Raw genomic sequence first — 20,239 nt, forward strand, 5'->3', positions numbered from 1 at the left:
CGCACACCGGCGCGCAAGCAAACGTCGCGGCCAGCACGCCAGACGCGAGCTGCTTTCCTTGGGGCGGCCGCATGTCGACGGCCTGCGGGCCGGCAGAACCCGTGCTGATCGCTACGCGATCAGGGCAGACGCTGTGCGCCTGCGAAGAACCCCAGCCTGGACTAAGGTATCGCTGTCCTGATCAGGAGACTGGTCGGCAACCCTCCCACGTGCAACGACACCGGGGGAGGAGTCTGTGCAATGTCGTGGGTGACGCCGATCGGTAGCGCACCCGAACAGATCGATTACCGGCTATGGCTGCAACACGGCTGTGGCGTAGGCGGTTCCGACGGCTCCCAGCTTGAATACAGCGCAGGGACAGAACGTCCGCTGATCTGGATCGGCCGAGCGCTTGCGGAGCTGGGTATCGAGGCCGGGACCGAGCTGACGCCGGATCAGCATCCGCTGGCACGGGCGTTGATGGATGGTCTGCACCCGCGCACCGGTGAGCAGCTCGTCGAGCTGAAACGTGGCCTTCCCGTTGAAGCGAAGGTGCCGATCGCGCAGTTGGTGCGCATGATCGAGGGAGTCGCCCGCGAAGCGGATGTCGACGTCTCCGAAGTTCTTCGCCATCGCCAGGGCCGATGGTGCGGAACGACCTCTAAACGCATGCTCGACATGTTCCACCGCGCCAGGCGCGCGGTTGCGCGTGAGGGCGAGCTCGCGATGCTGCGTGCCGACCATGCGGGCCAGCTCGCAGACGCGGCCGAACTGCGCCTGGACGCGGTCTGGGAAGCGGGCGTCTACGAGGCCGCGGCCGCCAATCTGATCAAAACCGTCTCGGTGGTCGCCGATGACGGCACTCGAACCGAGGTCGTTGTCGACAACCGTGTGATCGTCGGGAACCGCGGTTACGACATCACTCTCACTTTGCCCAAGAGTTTCTCGGTGCTCCGGGAGTTTGTCGACGAGGAGACCGGCCGCGAGCTCGACGCCATCTACACCGACGAGGGCGCCGCCACCTTCGCGTGGATGGAAACGAACACGGCCTACGGCATGCGTGGTCATCACGGTGATGGTTCGACGGCGTCCACGATCGCGGGCAACGGTTTCGCGGGGTGGGCGATGATCCACTCCGCGGCCAGGCCCGCGGCGGGACGAAGTTTCGGCGATCCGCACTGGCATGTGCACTACACGATCGCGAACATGACCATGGGCTCTGACGGCCGATGGAGCACTGTGGCGGCCGGCGGACGTGACCTGATGCGGCACATCCCCGTGGCCGCGAAGCTTCTGCACGGCAGCGTGCGGCGTGTACTCACCGAACGGTACGGCGTCTCCTGGCGTCGCTCAGAACGCACTGGCCAGTGGGAAGTGGCGTCCATCCCGGACGCAGCCATCAAGGAGTTCTCCCAGCGAGGTGCCGACATCCGGGCGATGCTTCTCGATCTCGGTTTCACCGAACAGGAAGCCTCGCGGTCACTCAAACGCATGGTGCAACAAGAGACCCGCGGTGCGAAACAGCAGCCTCCGTCCGAGGCGGCCCGGCGTGAGCACTACCGGCAGCGTGCCCTCGAGGCCGGTCTCGACCCTGATGGAATGGCCCAGCTTTCGTCACGTCCGCTGACGCCCGAGGACATCGCCGCTTGCCAGCCGACGGTCGAGGAGCTGGTCGTAGCACTGCAGGACGCAAACTCCGGACTGACTGCGCACGCCCGCCGATTCTCCCGTATCGATGCACTCGCCGCGGTCGTCGATGCGTTGCCGAACGGGGGGTCGCGTGAAGCGGTCGAAGCCCTCACCGATGAGGTGCTGCAGCATGTCGGCTTCGTTCCGCTGGTTCCCGGCGCCGACGAAACCTCCGTAATCGGTGGCGGGAGGAAAGTTCAACTCGGCGCCGGCCACATGGCCAACGCCCAGCTGTACACGACCCGAGACATCGTCGCCGCCGAGCAGGTCATCGTCGCTGCAGCTCGTGCAAGCCACGACGAGCAGTCACCGGTTCGCGTCTCCCGAGCCGCTGCTGAAATGGCCGCGTCCGCGGTGGAGGCCGGGAACGGCTTCCTGCTTTCGACCGAGCAACGCCGCGAGCTGATCAACATCGTCACTTCCGGTCGACGAATCGACGCGCTCATCGGAGGTCCCGGTTCAGGCAAGACAACGCTCATGCAGGCTGTGCGATCCGCCTACGAGACCGCTGGTTTCGTCGTGGCCGGAGCGTCCACTCAAGGCGTTGCAGCGCAGAACCTGCAGGCCGCATCGGGCATTCACAGCCGAACAGTGGCCCAATGGCGATGGCGCATCGAGCACGGTGAGGGCTTGCGCGGGATCGATGTTCTCATCGTCGACGAGGCCGGCATGACCAACGACCGCGACCGCGCCGTTCTCTACCGGGCAGCAGAGGTCAGCGGCACGAAGATCCTTGAGATCTTCGATCCTAAGCAGCTGCGCGGCGTCGGCTGTGGATCGATGGTGGCCGTCGTGCACAAGATGGTCGACGGTGGCGCACTGCTCGACAACCGCAGACAGACCGACGAGGACGAACGCGCCGCGGTGGCCGCGTGGCGAGACGGCAACTATGTCGATGCTCTCACCTCATGGGCTGACCGCGACCGGCTTACCGTCGGCAAGAACAACCAAGACACTACCGTCGCGATGCTCGCGACGTGGATCGATCAACGCAACGGTGCCCCGGATGCTCACACCGAGATGCGCGGTCTGCTCATGGTTGCCAACACCAACGACCAGGTCGACCGACTCAACGCCGGCGCCCAGGCAGTCCGCCGGCTGCAGGGGGAGCTCGGTCGCAGCCGAACCTACGAGCTGCGCGGCGGCCACACCCTCGAGCTCCACGAAAACGATCACGTGCTTGTCCGGCTCAACGACCGCAACACCGACGAACCCGACGCGTTCAACGGCTACCGCGGCGTCATCACACAAATCAACGACACCGGCCACCTCACCGTGACGTGGACACGCGCGGCACCCGGCGGGTTCGTGCACGAAACCCGCACCTTCGACCCCGCCTACGTCACCAAAGGCGGACTAACTCACGGCTACGCCCTCACGGCCCACAAAAGCCAAGGCCTGACCATCAACGCCACATGGACCGGCGACGACGGCCAGGAACGCGGCGGCTCAGTGCTCTACCGCGCTGATGGCTTCGACAACCGAAGCTTCCTGGTCGCCACGTCCCGGCACACTCGAGCCGTCTGGACCTTCGCCTCGCAACAGGACTTCAACACCCGGCACGACGCGCACCTGCACGGCGAAACCACCTCGACCTTCGCGCGCCGCCGGCGTGTCATCACAAAAATGGCCGATCGAGCCAAGGCCACCGAAGTCAACGCCAACGACCGGCCGATCCTGGTCGACCTCAACCTTCTCGCCGACCACCCACATCCAGGACAACACGCGCGGGCGGCTTCCCATCACTGGTCGGCCACCGATGCGCAGCGAGACGCAGCCGAGGAGCTTTTCCGTGACGTGTGGCTGGATCATGCTGCGGTCGAGGCCGTCCGCGGCGGGCGAGCGTTCGACACTGTTGCCCGGTTGATCGAGCGGATGAGCGCAGCCGAGCAAAACCCGCGTGACGTACTGCTCCGTGTCGATCCTGCCGTCCTGGTTCGGCCGGGGGTGCGAGATGCCAGCCGAATCGTCGCGGCTGCTCTCAATCGAGCCGCGCAGCTAGCGAACGGAGAACAAGCCGACCAGACGTCGCGTGGCACCTACGAAACGCGGCAGCGTGAGCGTGCTGCGCAGTTGCTGCACGAGGCTTGGAACAATCACCCGAGCACCGACCTCGTCATAAGTGGGGCAGGCTTCGGTGCCCTTGCCCGCAACCTTGCCGTTGGGGACCGTACCGACACCGAGGTACGAAATCTGTTGAAGGCGATCAATCCCGATGAGCTCCAGGGCAAGGAAAACCCTGCAGCGTTCGTTGCCCAGCGAGTCCGCCACTCGATGACCGCCAGCGCCAGCTCCGTGGCGGACCAGAACCACGTCACCACAGCTTCTTCTACGACAAGCCTGGAGCTTCTCGTACCTACCTACGAACGGACGCTGGCACAGCTGCAATCTCGCGTGCTCGAGCAGGCAGACACAAGCATGCCTGCTCGAGCGCCAGTCAACTTCGGTGGCGTTTGGCCGTCGTGGTTGCCACAACCGCCCGTACCGACGGAGTACGAGGGACGTGATCGGGCCGTCGCCTCGGCAGCCTCGGCGGACGCGAAACGAATTCGCGCCCGCATGGTCGAGCTCGCACGTGACGCTGTCCGACGCCGACCGGAGTGGGTCGAGCAACTCGGGCCTGCACCCGAAGGTGCTGCGCAAACTGCTCGCTACCTAGCTGCTGTCGCCGTCCTTGCCGCCTATCGGGAGCAACATGGCATCACAGCTTCAGAGCCGGTGGGCCACTCATCTGCGGCATCTCCTGTGGCATACGAGGCCGCTCGGGCAGCAGAACAGCAAGCCAAGTGGGCTACTGCGCCTCCACAAACGGTTCCTTCCTCAGCCGGAACCGATCTGGTGCTTCAGCGAGCAACCCGTATGGCTGACGCGTCGACTGATGCGCACGAGACGTCCACCGTGCAACGCCCGCTGGAGCATCGAGTTATCGCGTCACATCCGACCCGCGATGTGGATCATCCTCGACACAGCGCTCATCGAGGCCCACGACCTGGGTTCTGAACTACCGCACCGGTGCTTCGTGAATAGATAAGTTGACGACCAACTGCACGAGCTACTGCTCGCCGAACTGCGCGCCGCCGGGCTGCTGGACCTGTCGGCGGCCCTGGTCGACTCCACTCACCTGCACGCTCTCAAAGGGGGACCACACCGGCCGAGCCCGATCGACCGCCGCAAGCTCGGCTCCCAGCACCACCTGATCACCGACGCGGGCGGCGTCCCACTGGCCGTCATGCTCACCGGCGGGCACCGCAACGATGTCACCCGGCTGATCCCGCTCATCGACGCCATCCCACCCTTCCGGGGTATCGTCGGCAAACCGCGTCGCCGGCCACGCCGAATCTACGCTGATCGCGGCTACGACCACGACAAGAACCGCCGCCTGATCCGAGGCCGCGGCATCACACTTGTCATCGCCGGCCGCGGCGTCGATCACGGCTCCGGCCTGGGCACAGTCCGCTGGCTGGTCGAACGCACCTTCGCCTGGCTCAAGGGCTTCCGACGACTGCGGGTCCGCACCGAACGACGAGCCGACGTTCGATCAAGCCATCCTGAGTCTGGCTCGCTCAATCGTCTGTCTGCGCAGACTCATTCTGAACTGATCACCAAGGAGACGGGGAGGTGTGGTCGCGGTGGTAAGTCCAGTGGCGGATGTGCGGGAGTTAGTAGCGTTGGGGGTGCGAGGGGCGATCACCTAGGAGTCGGGCTTCCCAGTCGTGGGGCGGTGCTGTGGGTTGAGCGGACGCATGGTGAGTGCGGGACGGCGTGCGTTGCGGACGGCTGGTGTGGCGGTTGTCGCCGGTGCTGGAGTGTGGGCGCTGTTGCGGTTCGGTGCGCCGATCTGGCTGATTGATAAGGAACATCCGGCCAGGCCGGTGTTGGAGGCGTTGAGCTGGATCGCAGGGATCGGCGGCCTGGTGGTGGCGGTCGTGGCGTTGGTGGTGGCCAGGCGGCAAGGCCGGCCGGCCGATCTCGCTGGTGCGAGCGCGCCGAGCCCGTCGGTGTCGCAGACGGCGACCGATGGCAGCGCCATCGTGCATGGAAATGTCATGGGTGGTGCTGGCGGAGGCCCGACGGTCGGGGTGAACTTCGGCCAGGTGGGCGGGCCGCCGGACCCTACTGGGCCGACGCGGGGCCAGGCCCGGCCGCGTCGGACGCCCGAGGGGCCGGATCGGCCTGGATCACCGGCGGCGTGACCGGCACGACCGCTGTGGGCGTGGTGCACGGTGACCTAAACGTTGAGGGTTCCGGCGTGCCTGCCATGGAGTTCACGTCCGCGGTGAAGGGGATGGGCCGGCGGCCGCCTGATCCTCCTGTATTCGTGGGACGGTCACAGGAGTTGGAGCAACTGGAGACGGCAGTGGCCGGTTGCGGCCGAGCTGTCGTGGTTGCGGTACATGGGCTCGGCGGGGTCGGCAAAAGTACCCTGACCGCCCACTTCGCCGCCGGTCAGGCAGACCGGTTCTCGCTGGTGTGGTGGGTGGTCGCCGACTCGGCGACCGCGATCGACACCGGGCTTGCCGACTTGGCCGTGGCGGTCGCGCCCGAGACGGTGGAGATGCCGTTGGAACAGCGCACCGAGCTGGGGGTGCGCTGGTTGGCCACCCATACCGATTGGTTGCTGGTTCTGGACAACCTCACCGGCCCGGCGGACGCGGCCGGATTGCTGGACCGCGTGCACACCGGCACGATCGTGATCACCAGCCGTCAGGGCAGCGGCTGGCGCGGCATGCAGACCGTTGCGCTGGATGTTTTACCCGCTGAGCAGGCAGTTGAGCTGCTCACCCGAATCGTCCGGGCCGAGTGGCCCGACGCTGACCTGACCGGCGCCGGCACGTTATGTGCGGAGCTGGGGTGGTTGCCACTGGCTATTGAGCAGGCAGGCGCCTACCTCGGCCAGCTCCGCATCAACCCCACCGTCTACCTCGACCTGCTCGCCCGGTTCCGGCACGGATGTTCACCGCGACCGCGGAAGGCGGCGACGCTCAACGCACCGTAGCCAGGGTCTGGCATGTCACCCTCGACCGGCTCGCCGACACCCCGCTGGCCGGGCAATTGCTGCGCCAGCTGGCCTGGTACGCCCCCGACGACATCCCCCGCGACCTGCTGGCCGGGACCGCCGACGAACCCGACGTGTTGGCCGCGCTCGGCCGACTCGCGGCCTACAGCATGATCAACCTGACCGGTGACGCCATCGGCGTACATCGCTTGGTGCAGGCGGTCACCCGCACTCCCGACCCCAATGACCCGCACCGCCGGCCCGACGACGTCACAGCCGCCCGCGACACCGCTGCAAATACGCTGATAACCGCCCTGAGCAGACATCATCACGCATCCGTAGCCAGCTGGCGCATGTATAGGTTGGCTGTGCCCCATGCTCAGGCCCTGCTTGACCATACGACTTCAGGCCACGAGACCCCGACCACCTTTCTGCTCCTCAACAACCTCGGTGTCTACTTCGAGGCGCAAGGCGACGTTAAGACCGCGATCACTCACCTCACCCGTGCAGTCCAAGGCCTGGGTGACCTCCTCGGGCCCGACCATGTCGACACGATGAAGTCGCGGAACAACCTGGCCAATGCCTTTGAGTCGGCGGGTGATTTGGGGCGAGCGGTCCCGTTGTATGAGGCCACCCTCGCCGATCGGGAGCGGGTGCTGGGGCCCGACGACCCCAGCACGCTGATGTCACGGAACAACCTGGCCAGTGCTTATGTGTCGGCGGGTGATTTGTGGCGAGCGATCCCGCTGCTCGAGGCCGTTCTGTCCGACTACGAACGGGTGCTGGGACCCGACCACCCCGACGTACTCACCTCGCGGAACAACCTGGCATACGCCTACCGAGTGGTGGGTGATTTGGGGCGAGCGATCCCGCTGTTCGAGGCTGTTCGGTCCGACTGCGAGCGGGTGCTGGGGCCCGACCACCCCAGCACGCTGATGTCGCGGAACAACCTGGCTGGTGCTTACGTGTCGGCGGGTGATTTGGGGCGAGCGATCCCGTTGTATGAGGCCACCCTCGCCGATCGGGAGCGGGTGCTGGGGCCCGACCACCCCAGCACGCTGATGTCACGGAACAACCTGGCCCACGCCTACCAAGCGATGGGTGATTTGGGGCGAGCGGTCCCGCTGTTCGAGGCTGTTCGGTCCGACTGCGAGCGGGTGCTGGGGCCCGACCACCCCGACACGCTGTTGTTGCGGAACAACCTGGCTAGTGCCTACCGGGCGGTGGGTGATTTGGGGCGAGCGATCCCGCTGTTCGAGGCCGCTCTGTCCGACTACGAACGGGTGCTGGGGCCCGACCACCCCACCACGCTGATGTCGCGGAACAACCTGGCTAGTGCCTACCGAGCGGTGGGCGATCTAGGACGCGCCGTTCCGCTGTATGAAGCCACCCTCACCGGCTGCGAGCGGGTGTTGGGGCCTGACCACCCGACTACAAAGGTGGTTCGCTCTGGTCTCCAGGCAACGATCCGCACCGATGGTTGAGTGCCTGGCTGACCGCCGCAACGGGCAGGACAGTCGCGGGACAAGAAACGGCGCGGTGGGTGGACCTGCAGGTCAATGACTTGAATGCTCGTGCTCGAAACGCCGCACGATGGAGCTTTGTGCCCAACCTCACTAGGGTAGCGATCATGTACAGGTTACCGCCGGAGCTGAGACGTTCCCGCAGCGTGCCAGGGCAGGTCGCTTCGACGTGAACCAGTTCGCGCCCTGAGGTCCTGCATCATGAAGTCGTCGAACTCGCCGTCAGTGGCATGCTGACGAGCCGCCGACTCGACGTGCTGCCGCTGAGCTTTGCACTCTCGCCAGTCAGCGTGGGAGTGCAGCGTGTGCAGCGTCGGCCAGAGCCATCGGTTGCGCCACGCAGTCATAGCGTCCGAGGGCTGATCTATTGAGCAGTAGGCCTCACGCCACGCCGCGTACAGATCGGTGAGCTCGTCGACGGCGACGGTGTGGCGGTACCAGCAGGACGGGATGCTCACATCCAACGACAGCGGGTATCTCTCGATGAAGTAGTCGACGAACCATCGCAGTTCGCTCCAGAGTTGGGCGGCTTCATCGTGGGTGAGGAACTTCCAAGCCCACCGGTTCGGGCGGTTGAGATTGGCTCGTTGAACGAGGCTGTCTTGCAGCTCAACGATGTACTCCCGCAACGAGTGCACCTCGTCGCGGAGGGTGGCAGAGATCCCTCCGAGTTCGGAGACGACGCCGGCAAGTTCTGACAGTTGCTGTTCGTGCTGTTCGCTGGCCGCCGCGAGTTCGGAGACGACCTCAGGAAGTAGTTCCACGTCGAGGACGGGCACCTTCTCGGCGTTCGGTGGTGTGCTCGCGCCTTCGCTGGGTGCTGTCTTGTCGGACCTCTGTGGCTTGTGCAGGTGCTCAGTCATCGAGTGCCGGCGTGTGAAGGCCTGTGTCAGAAGGCTCCGCGGTGTGAGCAGCATGTGCACAGGCGAGCAGTCTGCGGACCTCGCCTCGGCTGTGGGTGACGATCCCCGTCAAGTCGGGGGTCTCCCACCAGCCGGGTAGGTCTACTTTGGCGGCGCGTAGGTTGCGGTAGAACAGCAGGCCTTCGCCGTCGCGAAGCTCGCGGATCTCATCGACGGTGAGTGCTCGTCGTCTCCATGGTGACACCGTGATCTGACCGCGACTGGCTGGACCGGTGGACACGCTCGCTTGGTCGATGATGCGTTCGGGCAGCAACTCGGAGAGCCCGAGGAGATCTTTGGAGTTGCTCAAGCCGCCGAGGACGAGCTTGATCGAGGCACAGTCCCAGATCTCGGTTGCTTCTTCCAGACCCCATCTCTGTCGCAGCTGCGACAGGTTCTGCACATAGACGTAGAGCTGGATGCCGCGTCCGCCTGAGTCCGCCAGCCGGGCGCTGAGGTCGTCGACCGGGGTGATGTTGGCGGCTTCGTCCATCACGATCCGCAGCGGTGGATCGAGCCTGAGGTCGCCGTGAGCGGGGGCGGTGAGCTGCTGGGCAGTGGGGCGCTGGGACAGCAGGTCGGCGCGGTGCAGCATTTCGACCATGAGCGCGTTGACCATGGGCGCTGCGCTGTTCTTGCGGCCGCGGGAGACCATGTAGAGGGTGTCGTGGTCGCTGCGGATGAAGCTGTCGATGTCGAAGGTGGCGTCACCTGGTGCAGGGGTGAGTGCCCGCATGATCTTCGGTGAGGTGAGCGGCCGCAGGAGTAGTTCGAGGGTTGAGTAGATGCCGCCGGCACCGGAGGTGTCGCTGGTGCTTTTGAGACTGTCGAGCAGGTTGCGCAGCCCGTCGGCGATCGCCGGGGCAGCCCGGTTGTCTGTCTCGAGGATCTGCGCGGGACGGTAGGACTGGCTGGTCGTCCACAGCCACAATGTGGCCAGGTCGGTGCCGCTGAGTGCGGCGGCGTGCAGCATCGCAGCGAGCACGCCTTCGCTCTTGCCGCTGAAGTAGCCGCCGTTCTTGGTGTCCTCGAGCGGGCGGGCGCTGCAGATGGCGACAGCTCGACGCAGTGCCACGTCGAAGTCTTCGCATCCGTGGATGGGGTTCCACCGCAGTTTTTCCGGCCACGGCACCCTCTTCTCCGGGTCGAACACCCATACCTGGCCGCGCTGGGTTCGTTGCATGATGGTCAGTTCGATGAGGTCGAAGCGGGTGGAGGTGGCGACGAGCGCGCCGGGTGCACGCAGGACGTCCGACACCGCTTGTCGGCCGGTTTTGCCCATTCGTACAGGAGCGACGACGAGTTTCGAGTCTTCGTGGGTGCCGTAGATCCCTTCGTCGGTGCCTGGCCATCGAGCGAACAACGCTCCTGCGTCATCGGCGCTGATGTGTGCAGAGCCTGCCAGGGACGGGCGTAGCCGGTAGGCGTGCTTGGTGACTGCTTCGGCACCGAGGCGGTTGCGGACTGTGGCGCGATCCGCGAGCCCGGACCGTGCCTCGGCTCGCTGCCGCAGAACGCGCCGGCGCCACAGAAGAACCTTGATCCAGAGCACGGCCTCGAGGGCGAGTGTCCCGGTGCCGAGCAGGTAGGTGAGCAGTGCCGGCCCGGGGCGGGGTTCTGCCGGCCACCCTTGTGCCGGGTCGGGCCAGTGCATCACCCATCCGTGCAGCGCGGCAGGAACACTCAGCAGGGATGGCCATGCCCAGCCGTGACCCGCTAGCCAGCCAGACGTCGCCGCGCCCAGCAGCGCGGCGAGGAGCACGCTCGCTGCTGCTGCGACGAGCAGGGGGTAGAAGATGCCGAACAGCGGACGCGGGGAGGAAGGCACGCGAGCCGCCTGGTCGTGTGGGTTCATGACCGGTGGGCCGTTCCGGTCAGCGTGCCGTCGGTGTCGGTCAGTGCGATTTCACGGGCCGAGCGTTCGTGACGGACCAGGATCGGATCGCGTGACCCGACTTGCAGCAGGCAGGTGCCCTGTTCCAGTGTCATGATCGTTTCTTCGGAGCCGGGTGGGAGGTTGTAGAGCTCGACGCAGGCGCGGGCGTCGTCGTAGGAGCCTTGGCCGAAGATGAACCTGGTCTCCGCTTCCTGCAGCAGCGACCATGCGGGGCTTGTTTGTGCGAAGTCCGCGAGGTGGTGGATACCGGTCATGGTGGCCAGGCCGAGCCCGCGGGACAGCTTCACGTTGCGCCGGAAAACCTTGCCTATCGAGCCTTCCGCGACGTGCCAGCCTTCTTCGATGATGTTGACCGTCTGAGCGGCGCGCCGTGATCGTGATGCGAGCATGTTCGTCTGCCAGGTGTTGATCAACGCCATGACGACGCGTAGCGCCGGACCGTCGACGGGCAGGGCGCTGATGTCGATGTGGGTGATGCCACTGGGGTGGTCGAGGTGGACCTCGGAGCTGGTTTCCGCGTCGACCAGGCCGGCGAGGTCTTCTTGGATCATGCGCTCGAGCGCGTATGCGGGGTCCAGTCCCCACTCTTGCAGTTCGCTGACGCTGCGGGCCTGCGTCTCGGCCTGGGCGGCAGAGGGGTGGATCAGGTGGTGTACGACGTCGCCGATCACGGCAATCCTGCCGCGATCGCGGGCATCGCGGGTTGCGGCGACGAGAGCGAGGCGTAGTGCTTTGCCTTCGCGTTCGCTGACCGGGCGGCCCAATGCTTCGCTGAGCACGGCACGCAGCAGCATCATCTGTCCGGTCGGGCGCTCGATGGTCTCGAGCGGGTGTCCTGTGTCGGCGAGTTGCTCACCGCCCAGGGCGATGACCGGGTCCAGCAGGTTGAGCCGGCTGCCGGTGCCGTCGACGCTGAACCGGATGCTCGGAGCACCGAGATACCGGGCAAGGGAGGTGTATTCGCCGCAGCCTGCCTGCAGTTTCTTGTCGAGCACGACCACACGACGATCGTTGAGCAGCAACTGCCGGATGCAGCCCCAGGTCTTGAGCAACGAACTCTTGCCTTTGCCGACATCGCCGACGACGGCGACGTTGACCGAGCTGATCACCTTGTCTTCGTAGGCGACGAACGGGTCGTGCACGACGAGCTGACCGGACAGCAGGTCGGTACCGACGATGAGGCCGCGGTTGCTGGTCGGCGGCGAGCTCAGCGCTAGGTTGAGTGCCTCCGCCTGGCGGGTCGTTGTCGACATGGGCTGTTCGCGGGGTTCGTACCAGCCCCACCGGTCAAGCCACCGTCGTCGTCGCGGCGGTGGCAGGAACACCGGCTGAGGTGGGGGTGTCTCGGGCTGCGGCGGTCGCCACCCGACGGCGGGCGCGCTACGAGCGGTGCGGGGCGTTGTGGTGCTGCGCGGCATCAGCGGGTCTCTTTCACCGCGGTGCTGCCTGCCGGTGGGGGAGCGGCGGCGTGGACGCGTTCGCTCCAGAGTTGCCGCAGTATCTGATAGTCCGGTTGGCAGATACCGCCCCAGCTTCCGTAGGCCTCGCCGCGCTGCAGTGCACTGGCCAGACATTCGGTGCGCACCGGGCAGCCTCTGCACAGCTCCGCCACGCGGGCTCGTTCATCGCGCATCGCCTGCCTGCCGGCGAATCGGGAGCCTTCCTCGGGGAAGAAGACGTCCGGGTTGCTCGAGCGACACCGCAGCCCGTCAGCAGTACGGATGACGGCGTCCAGTTCCTGCCAGGAGTGCTCGGCGAATCGGCGGGCTTCGGCAAGTCGCACGTAGTGAAAGACGGTGGGTTCGCGCATCACGCCACCGCCATTCCGCGGGCGAGCGGGTAGGTGCTGAGCACGGCGGTGTCGTGTGCCCGGTCCTGCCAGTCCAAATCGGTCAGTGCCGACTGGGCGGCTTCGTTGGCGACGCGCATGCAGGCCCGGCGTAGTTCGGCCGGGTCGGGCGAGGTGACCGAGATGGCCATCGACCAGTCGACGCCGTGGTAACCGGAGCCGGGTGCCAGGTCGTGCAGCCGTCGTTGGGAGGCGGAGAGCATGACGCTGTCGGTTCCGTCATCGACGCGGCCCTTCTTGCCGTCGTCGAGCAGCGAGGCGCTGTCCTGGGCGACGTCGGCACGGGCACGTGCGCGGGCCACCCGGTCGGGCACGAACTCCATGCGCACCGACAGGGTGCGGATGACCGAGGGGGTGACGGCGGTGAGCAGCGGTGCGAGCCAGCGCGCTCCGAGCGGGGCGGCGGCGATGCCGTCGCGGGGCAGGAATGCGGTGCGGGTGTGCCAGCGGTCGTTGACGACGAGTCGGTCGGGTTCGGTGGTGTAGGACTGCCAGCAGTTGTTCCACCGGACACCCTCGTGCTGGTCGATCGGCCAGCCGGGGTCTTGCAGTGACCTGAGTACCGCGCAGGTGCGTTGCTCTCCCAGCACCTGTGGCCGCGAGAGTTCGGCGCGCACGGCCAGGTCGGCGAGCCGCGCGAGCTCCTCCCGTACCAGCCCTGCCCAGCCTGTCGAACCAGCGCCGTAGTTTTGTGCCTCGTCATAGAACTCGGTGGTCAGCGGGAAGCGTGCGACGAGGTAGTTGCGGTGCTGTTCGGCGGTGGCTGCCGTGGCGTCGACGAGCTCTTCGTAGGATTCGACCAGGGCCTGCAGGCCGGGCCGGGTCGACAGCCGCCTGGAGACGAACTCGCGGTGGGGTGCTGCGTCGTGCGGGACGATGCGGTTGATCTGCTGCACACCCCGCAGGAACGACCCTGCCTTGGCCAGCTGCGCGAGCAGGACGCCGTAGCGCATGGAGGCCGTTTCGTAGGAGCGGTCGGTGCGCAGTGCTGAAGCATGGCCTTGCACCTCCAGCAGCACGGTGAGGTAGGCGCGCTCGCCGGGGTTGTGATGCCACAGGATGAACATGTGCTCCCATGCCGTGCCGGTCAGGTTGAGTGGTTCGACGCGGCCCAACGGTGTGGGCAGCGCCCACAGCGGACCGAGGAGGTCTTGCGGGTCGGATTCGCGGGCTGCTACCGGTGCGATGAACGTGGTTTCGCCGCGCAGTCGGCGACGCCGCCACCACCACGCCCGCAACAGGGTCGCTGCGATCGAGCGGCGGCCCCAGAGGCGTACCAGCGTGTAGGTCCCGGCAAGAATGGCGATCCCGCCGAGGGCGCCCGCGACATCTCCGACGACCAGCCATGACACGACCGCGAGTGCGGTTGCCGCGCCGAGCGCGACATAGGCGGGTGTGCTCAGCGAGCCGAGCAGTCCGCGGCGGCTGATCTCGCCGCCCAGCACCGATATCCTCATTGTGATCAGTCCCCCCGGACGGTTTCTTCGTCTGCATCGACGGTGCGGTGCGCGCCCTGACGCATCTTGTTGCTTGCGGCGACCGCGGCCTGTGCGGCGATGCCCAGCGGCCCCATCGCCGCACCCGCGGCTGCTCCTGCGTGCGAGGCCTGCGCTGTTGTGCCCGCGGCCGCACCGACACCCGAACCGGCAGCCGCGGCAGGCTGGCCCGCTGCAGCAGGTGCCGGCTTTGCCCCGCCGGCACCTGGTGTGAGCGCCCGCGTACCAGAGGCTTTGCCTGCTTTCGGTGTGCCGGAGGCCGACTTGCTGGTGTGGGCGCCGCCTGCCTGACCGCCGGTGCGCTGCCGCGCCGGCTGTTGCAAGGCGGACTTCTGGGCATCGCTGTAGCTCTGCGCGATCGAGTGCCGGCCATTCTGCGCACCACTGTCGTCACGCTCGATCGTGGGTTTCGTGCTGTGATGCCGCTCGAAAGCGGCCATGCTCGCGCCGACGACCGAAGCGGTCCCGAACCCGGATGAGGGCTGTGAGTCGTGCGCATCGGCTGCTGTCGGCAGCAGGGGCGCGTATTTGAGCAGCGCGAACGGAGCGAAGCCGACCACGACCAGTGCGACGATGACGGTGACCATCTGGCCGAGCAGCGGCATGCCTCCCGCTTTCATCGCGGGGATCGACAGGTTGCCGTCGATGAGCGCGAAGATCGCACCGAGCAGGAAGTACAGCAGGGGCTTGGACAGCAACAGCCCGAGGTAGGTGTAGATCGGGCGCGTGGCCTTGGTGCGCCATTTCGGGTGTACGCGCATGCCCCAGGCCAAACCGGCTACCAGCCCTGCCAGAGGCAGGGCGATGGCTTGCATCGCGAAGCCGACGAACACCGCGCCCGTGCCGAAGATCAGCAGCGCGAAAACGATGACGCCGACGCCGACGCCGCCGGGGATCATCGCGGCGGTCACCGTGGACAGCTCACGTAGTTTGGTGATGGAGCTGCCGATGTACTGCGACTGCCACGCCGCGATGCCGTTGGTCATCTTGCGGACGGCCTCGTACAGCACAGTCGCGATCGCCGGCGCGAACACCGCCAGGAACACGCCGAGTGGCAGTTGCTTGAACAGAGCTTCCTGCAAGTCTTCCCTGGTGCCGGCACCGGCTGCGGTGCGGCTGATCATCAGCACCGACATGATCGCCATGACCAGCAGGCCCAGGCCGGTGCTGGCGCCATAGGTCACGAGGAACCACGGCGAACGCGGGTCGAAGTTGCCGACGGTGGCGAGGCCCTCGAGCAGCACCCGGACGGTGAAGTCGACGGCGGACTGGTGAAGGCTGTTGGCGAGCTCGTCCATCGCGCTGGCGGGATTGACGACGAACTTCGCGATGTCGAGACCGATCGTCATGATCGAGGCGAACGCGTCAAGGTGGATGCGTCCTGCGGCGATCTGCGCCTCGCCGACCTTGGTGAAGAAGCTGCCGATCCGCTCGAGCCAGGTGCCGTTGGCGTTGACGAACCTCGACAGGCCGTGGAAGTGGTTGGCGACCGACTCGTTCCACAGCAGGCAGCGTTCCTTCTTCTCCGGCACCATGACCACACGGCTGCAGTCGACGAAGAACGCTTTCTGGCAGTAGGGCGACTTGGCATCCGAGCAGGCGTCACTGAACTTGGCGATCAGGTCCTCGTTGCCGGCGGCGAACGGCTTCATCCGCTGCAGCGAGTCGGCGTCCGGCTTGGCAGCCCACGTGAACCCCCACGCGTTCTGAGCCGGGTTCGTCCACTCCTTCAGCTCGTCCGCGCAGTAGCGGAAAGCGACGTTGTAGGAGTGGTCGGGGCCCCAGACGGCGGGGAAGGTCCGCGGCAGTTCGGGCGGTTCGGTGTTGACGTCCGCGAGGTTCGGGTCGGGCCAGAACGTGGCTCGCCGGCCGGGCGGCGTGGCCCAGTACAGCAGTCGCGATTCGACCTGCATGACGTCGTTGAGGTAGCGGCTGACGTCGCCGCCTTTGTCTTTGCACTCCGGCGTGCCGAACCACGGCCCGTCTCGGAACTGCTGGGTGCCTGCGACGAACTTCGCAAGGTCAGGAGGGAAACCGTGCGGGATGTTGCCGTTCGACGATGGCTGCGCGAGTGCCGCAGGCGCGAGTGTCAGCAGAAGTACCGCAGCCGTTCCACATAGGATCGTCAGTCGTTGGAACATGCTCCCTCCATGGGGGTTGGCCTATTCGATCGTGAGGAAGAAGCCGTAGAAGGCGAACGGCTTGAGCGTCGGGGCAGGCGCGGCAGTGTCGGTTCCGGGGCGCGGACCGTCTGAGGTTGTGAACGTGACGACTTTCCAGTCCTCGCGCTCCCAGACCAGCTCAACGGTCACGGTCGAGAAGGACTGGCTGCGCGTGGTGCCGCGACCACCAAAACCGGGCGCCACGCCGGTGGTGGACACCCACACCTCGACCACGGCGTTGTCGCCGTTGAAGTCCTTCACCGTGACGTCGGCGGGCATCTTGATTGTCAGGTCGTCACCGGTGGTGCTACCGCGCTCGGAGTACTCACGCCGTGTCGCCGCATCGGCATCGCGGGCCAGCCAGGTCGATTTCACGACCTCGAGGTCGGCATAGTTGCGGGCGATGTTGAGCGGAAGCTGGACGGCGATCACCGCTGCGCTGGCGGCACCCTCACGGTCGCGGGTGAAGCCGCTCGGCACGCCCTTGACGATCTTCGACGGTCCGTGTTCCCGTGCGCCCGCGCTGTCGGGTGCGCTGCTGCGGGGAACCTGCCCTGTCTCGGTCGGCTCGTCGGTTGCGGGCACGCCGTAGCGGCCGATGACCACCCCGCCGATCAACAGGACGGCGGCAGCGAGCACCAGGAGCAGTGGTCGTCGGGCAGCAGACCGTGGGCCGGTGTGCGCGGCAGGCGAGGTGAAGGACACGAGAATGCTCCGGTTCGTCAGAAGATCGAGATCACGGCACCGAAGAGCACGCCCAAGCCCGCCAAGGCGATGAGCGCGAACGCCGACTTCTTCACTGATTCGGTGTGCTCGTGCACGTCGGCGGAGTAGCCGCCCTTTTTCGCGCGCTGCAACTCCACCACCGCCCGTACCGCGCCGAACGCCACGACAAGGAACGCCAGACCCCACACACCGGCGAGCAGCGTTTGCCACGCGGACTCGAATGCGCCGCCCCACACGGACAGGTCGGGTTGCACGCCGTCGAACGGGTTGGGTGCGCTGGGCTCCTTCTGCCCGGCGATGGTCAGTTCCGGGTCGTCGATCATCACTGGGCCTTCCTGATTGGCGTTTCGGTTACCGACGTGTGCCCGTCGTCGGACCGCGGCTGCGGCTCGCTGGCGGGCGGGCTCGAGGTTTCGTGTTGGATCTCGGTATTCGCGTGCGGTGGTGTCGGTGGCTGCAGTTCGTCGGGGCGAGGCCCGGGACGCGATGCGAGCCGGTCGGCGACTGCCGCGGCCGCGCTGACCCATGCCCGGCGTGAGGTGTCGCTGATGCGGGCGTGCACGATCGGTCTGCCACCCGCGAGCTGCGGGTCGAACGGCACCTCGACCACGAGCGCGGTCCGCCGCGCGAAGTAGGCGAGCATCTGCTCGCGTACTTTCGGCGACGCGGCCGCGGCTGCGGGGCCTACCACGGTGACCGCGCCGGCGACCAGGTCCGGGCGCCGGGTGGTGAGGTGGTCGAGCATCCACGCGGCGCTGTGTGCGACGTCGGGTTCGAGGGTGATCGGCACGACGAGCTGGTTGGCCAGGTGCGCGGCCCACTGCCAGGCCGGCGTGCGGACGTTGTTGCCGGTGTCCATGATCGTCAAGCCGAAGTAGCGGCTGAGCAGCAGCCAGATCCGTCCACACTGCGCGGGTCCGATCTGTTGCATCCTGGCCGGGTCGGTGTCGCTGGCCAGGACCTCGGCGCGGGTGGGCTGGGAGCGCAGGTAGTGGGTGAGGTCGCCCGCGGTGCCGACAGCGGTGAGCTGATCGGCCGCGCCGAGCAGATGCCACACGTGCGTGTCCGGCGTCGTGACTTCGGCGCGCTGGGCGAGCGTGCCGCGCGCTTCGTTGTTGTCCCATGCGACGACCGGGCCGCCGCGCAGGGTGGCGAAGGTGTGCGCCAGCATCAGAGCTGTGGTGCTGACCTGCGCTCCGCCTTTCGGATTGGCGACCATCACCAGCCTGCTTCCACCGAGGTGTTGGCGCACCGCGACTTCTGCTTGACGATGTCGTGCTTCTTCACGGCCTGGCCGGAGCGTGACCAGTCCGCCGGTGACCTTGCGCAGCGCGGCGCGCCATCCCCATGCCGCAGGGTCGGCGGTGACCGGCGGCGGGGGCGCCATCAGCTGACCTGTGCTCATCTCAGGTGTGGCTGGCGCGACAGGAGGCTGCGGGCGTGGCGGGGCAGGCGCGGTAGTGACCGTGAGATCGACGGGATCTTCTGCCCGGTATCCGGTGCCGTCTCCAGGTTTCATCGTGTTTCCCCCGAACTCATGGAATGGGCCGTGCTGCGACGTTGCGGAAATCTCCGCCAGTTCTCACCGTGGACACCCTGACGACCTCGCCGCTCTGCGGGGCTTCGAGCATCAGGTGCCGGCCGCCGAGTTGCCCGAGGTACATGGCGACGTGATGAGTTCCCCAGAACAGCAGGTCACCGGCTCGTGCCTGAGTGAACGGGACGACGAGCCTCGTACGGGTGAGCTGCGCGTCGGAGGGCCGGATGATCTGCACTCCGGCTTGCGCGTACGCGTAGAGCGTCAGTCCTGAGCAGTCGAATCCGACTTTGTCGTAGTCGCCGTGCGCGTCGGCGACCCCACCGTCCCGTATGCCTTTTGTGGGTCCGTTGGCGTCGCCGCCACCCCAGGAGTAGGTGATGCCCAGCCACGACAGGCCGGCCGCGATCGCGGCCGCGACCTGGGGTGAGGAGGCTCGTACGACACCTGCGACGCCGGCTTCTGCGGGCAAGGTGACGTCGCTGCCCTGCACGGTGACCTGGATTCGGCCTTTGAACGATCGATCGGCGCAGTCCAGTAGCGGACCTGAACCGTCGTAGAGCGCGGCGACGACCGCTTCGGCGAAGGGTTGGTGACGCTGGTAGCGCCAGCCTTCGCCGCTGCGTTCGACTTCCTCGGCGAGCTCGTGGTTCGAGCGCGGGTCCGTCTCGTATCCGGGTGCGCGTTTGAGCAGTACCGAGAAGAATCCTTTGGCTGCTGCGGCGGCGTCGGTGCGGTCGTAGCCGGAGTAGGCGTTCCACGGGCCTGGAGCGATCTGTTGAAATACGCCAACAGCGTTGCCGTTGCGCGCCAGCGGGTTGAGTGTGGATTCCTGCATGCCGGCTTGGATTCCGATGACCGCGCCGCGTCGGGTGATGCTCATGTGCTTGGCGACGCCGAGCACCTTCTGCGCCGTGTCGGTCTGCACCGGTGACAACCGGACGCCGTGGAACGCGCCGTCGCTTGGCGGCGCCGACGACGGGTCCGCACCGGGGGCGGGCACCTGGCACGTCACGGGTGGGGTGATCGTGTCGGCGTCGGCTCGCTGCGGCTGCAGCACCATCAGCACGAGCAGCAGCGCAGCTGCGAGCGCAGCGATGGGAACGAGGAGAGTTTTGATCATCAGCCGGCCTCGACGCCGATGTCGACGAGCCAGCGGCCGTCGGGTTGACGCAGCACGGAGCGGGTGGTGAGCACCGGTTCTGTCTGGAAAGCGACGTCGTCGGAGAGCAGCGTGCGGGTTGCTGTCGTCCGTATGTAGACCTGGTCGTCGCTGCGCGGTGCTTCGGGAATGATCTCGGCGGTGATGCGGTCGCAGCGGGTGGACAGCTTCTGCTCGATCATGGCGCGGTGCGCGGATTCGTCGTCACCGGCGTGTAGGTCTGCGGTTTTGCCTGCCGCGGTGGAGAACACCGTGGCGCGTTCGACGTTGTTGTTGCGCGGCTGGCGGTAGTCCGAGGCGCACCACTGCGTCATCCACGCC

General features: G+C 66.7%; 15 protein-coding genes and 1 pseudogene. 5 read left to right on the forward strand and 11 right to left on the reverse strand.

Translation table 11 applies throughout. The annotated features are described in order from the left end of the window. Window positions 1-240: 240 nt before the first annotated feature. The 5 genes and pseudogenes from mobF to BLQ91_RS38295 all read left to right on the forward strand — a co-directional run bounded on the left by mobF (window position 241) and on the right by BLQ91_RS38295 (window position 8,148). On the forward strand, window positions 241-4,668 hold the full coding sequence (mobF, locus tag BLQ91_RS38280) for a MobF family relaxase (protein WP_090105288.1): 4,428 nt from the start codon (window positions 241-243) through the stop codon (window positions 4,666-4,668). A 43-nt stretch (window positions 4,669-4,711) separates the two neighbouring features. Further along, a pseudogene (locus BLQ91_RS38285) lies at window positions 4,712-5,267 on the forward strand (IS5 family transposase); the annotation flags it as partial. A gap of 183 nt (window positions 5,268-5,450) precedes the next feature. Continuing rightward, window positions 5,451-5,861, forward strand: coding sequence for a hypothetical protein (locus tag BLQ91_RS40860; RefSeq protein ID WP_143023051.1), 411 nt, complete (start codon window positions 5,451-5,453; stop codon window positions 5,859-5,861). Next, window positions 5,858-6,664 (forward strand): ATP-binding protein, encoded by an 807-nt coding sequence (locus BLQ91_RS38290; RefSeq protein WP_090105292.1) that lies wholly within the window; start codon window positions 5,858-5,860, stop codon window positions 6,662-6,664. The genes BLQ91_RS40860 and BLQ91_RS38290 overlap by 4 nt, the downstream gene beginning before the upstream one ends. Then, window positions 6,619-8,148 (forward strand): tetratricopeptide repeat protein, encoded by a 1,530-nt coding sequence (locus BLQ91_RS38295; RefSeq protein ID WP_218130569.1) that lies wholly within the window; start codon window positions 6,619-6,621, stop codon window positions 8,146-8,148. The genes BLQ91_RS38290 and BLQ91_RS38295 overlap by 46 nt, the downstream gene beginning before the upstream one ends. 155 nt (window positions 8,149-8,303) lie before the next feature. Here the strand turns inward: BLQ91_RS38295 and BLQ91_RS38300 are convergent, their stop codons facing one another. From BLQ91_RS38300 to BLQ91_RS38350, 11 genes are all read right to left on the reverse strand, one after another. Beyond that, on the reverse strand, window positions 8,304-9,050 hold the full coding sequence (locus BLQ91_RS38300; RefSeq protein ID WP_143023052.1) for a hypothetical protein: 747 nt from the start codon (window positions 9,048-9,050) through the stop codon (window positions 8,304-8,306). Next, entirely contained in the window at window positions 9,043-10,917 is a 1,875-nt protein-coding gene (locus BLQ91_RS38305) for a type IV secretory system conjugative DNA transfer family protein (protein ID WP_176960188.1), read from the reverse strand. Before BLQ91_RS38305 ends, BLQ91_RS38300 begins: the two co-directional genes overlap by 8 nt. A gap of 23 nt (window positions 10,918-10,940) precedes the next feature. Continuing rightward, window positions 10,941-12,239 carry an ATP-binding protein gene (locus BLQ91_RS38310; RefSeq protein WP_176960189.1) on the reverse strand — a complete coding sequence of 433 codons (1,299 nt, stop codon included), beginning with the start codon at window positions 12,237-12,239 and terminating at the stop codon, window positions 10,941-10,943. Between the two features lie 164 nt (window positions 12,240-12,403). After that, a complete protein-coding gene (locus tag BLQ91_RS38315; protein WP_143023053.1) occupies window positions 12,404-12,796 on the reverse strand; it encodes a WhiB family transcriptional regulator in 393 nt (130 codons plus the stop codon). Then, window positions 12,796-14,280 carry an SCO6880 family protein gene (locus BLQ91_RS38320; RefSeq protein ID WP_245734277.1) on the reverse strand — a complete coding sequence of 495 codons (1,485 nt, stop codon included), beginning with the start codon at window positions 14,278-14,280 and terminating at the stop codon, window positions 12,796-12,798. The genes BLQ91_RS38315 and BLQ91_RS38320 overlap by 1 nt, the downstream gene beginning before the upstream one ends. 17 nt (window positions 14,281-14,297) lie before the next feature. Further along, window positions 14,298-16,472, reverse strand: a complete 2,175-nt coding sequence (locus tag BLQ91_RS38325) for a hypothetical protein (protein WP_090105303.1) — start codon at window positions 16,470-16,472, stop codon at window positions 14,298-14,300. A 21-nt stretch (window positions 16,473-16,493) separates the two neighbouring features. Beyond that, the gene (locus tag BLQ91_RS38330; protein ID WP_143023054.1) at window positions 16,494-17,198 is read right to left on the reverse strand and encodes a DUF8175 domain-containg protein; all 705 of its coding nucleotides are present in this window, start codon (window positions 17,196-17,198) and stop codon (window positions 16,494-16,496) included. Window positions 17,199-17,215: 17 nt separating this feature from the next. After that, on the reverse strand, window positions 17,216-17,542 hold the full coding sequence (locus BLQ91_RS38335) for a hypothetical protein (RefSeq protein ID WP_090105339.1): 327 nt from the start codon (window positions 17,540-17,542) through the stop codon (window positions 17,216-17,218). Then, window positions 17,542-18,606 carry a MinD/ParA family ATP-binding protein gene (locus tag BLQ91_RS38340; RefSeq protein WP_143023055.1) on the reverse strand — a complete coding sequence of 355 codons (1,065 nt, stop codon included), beginning with the start codon at window positions 18,604-18,606 and terminating at the stop codon, window positions 17,542-17,544. The genes BLQ91_RS38335 and BLQ91_RS38340 overlap by 1 nt, the downstream gene beginning before the upstream one ends. Before the next feature lie 148 nt (window positions 18,607-18,754). Beyond that, window positions 18,755-19,879 carry a C40 family peptidase gene (locus BLQ91_RS43510; RefSeq protein WP_090105310.1) on the reverse strand — a complete coding sequence of 375 codons (1,125 nt, stop codon included), beginning with the start codon at window positions 19,877-19,879 and terminating at the stop codon, window positions 18,755-18,757. Then, window positions 19,879-20,232, reverse strand: a complete 354-nt coding sequence (locus BLQ91_RS38350; RefSeq protein ID WP_143023056.1) for a hypothetical protein — start codon at window positions 20,230-20,232, stop codon at window positions 19,879-19,881. Before BLQ91_RS38350 ends, BLQ91_RS43510 begins: the two co-directional genes overlap by 1 nt. Between the last annotated feature and the right edge of the window lie 7 nt (window positions 20,233-20,239).

This window comes from Lentzea jiangxiensis (assembly GCF_900104175.1).
Classification (GTDB): domain Bacteria; phylum Actinomycetota; class Actinomycetes; order Mycobacteriales; family Pseudonocardiaceae; genus Lentzea; species Lentzea jiangxiensis.

Excerpts from the sequence above, each read along its gene's own strand:
- BLQ91_RS38295 (WP_218130569.1), top strand. The coding sequence starts at position 6,619 with ATGTTCACCGCGACCGCGGAAGGCGGCGACGCTCAACGCACCGTAGCC.
- BLQ91_RS38310 (WP_176960189.1), bottom strand. The coding sequence starts at position 12,239 with ATGTCGACAACGACCCGCCAGGCGGAGGCACTCAACCTAGCGCTGAGC.
- BLQ91_RS38340 (WP_143023055.1), bottom strand. The coding sequence starts at position 18,606 with ATGGCGCCCCCGCCGCCGGTCACCGCCGACCCTGCGGCATGGGGATGG.
- BLQ91_RS43510 (WP_090105310.1), bottom strand. The coding sequence starts at position 19,879 with ATGATCAAAACTCTCCTCGTTCCCATCGCTGCGCTCGCAGCTGCGCTG.
- BLQ91_RS38315 (WP_143023053.1), bottom strand. The coding sequence starts at position 12,796 with ATGCGCGAACCCACCGTCTTTCACTACGTGCGACTTGCCGAAGCCCGC.
- mobF (WP_090105288.1), top strand. The coding sequence starts at position 241 with ATGTCGTGGGTGACGCCGATCGGTAGCGCACCCGAACAGATCGATTAC.
- BLQ91_RS38335 (WP_090105339.1), bottom strand. The coding sequence starts at position 17,542 with ATGATCGACGACCCGGAACTGACCATCGCCGGGCAGAAGGAGCCCAGC.
- BLQ91_RS38325 (WP_090105303.1), bottom strand. The coding sequence starts at position 16,472 with ATGTTCCAACGACTGACGATCCTATGTGGAACGGCTGCGGTACTTCTG.
- BLQ91_RS38350 (WP_143023056.1), bottom strand. The coding sequence starts at position 20,232 with ATGACGCAGTGGTGCGCCTCGGACTACCGCCAGCCGCGCAACAACAAC.
- BLQ91_RS38300 (WP_143023052.1), bottom strand. The coding sequence starts at position 9,050 with ATGACTGAGCACCTGCACAAGCCACAGAGGTCCGACAAGACAGCACCC.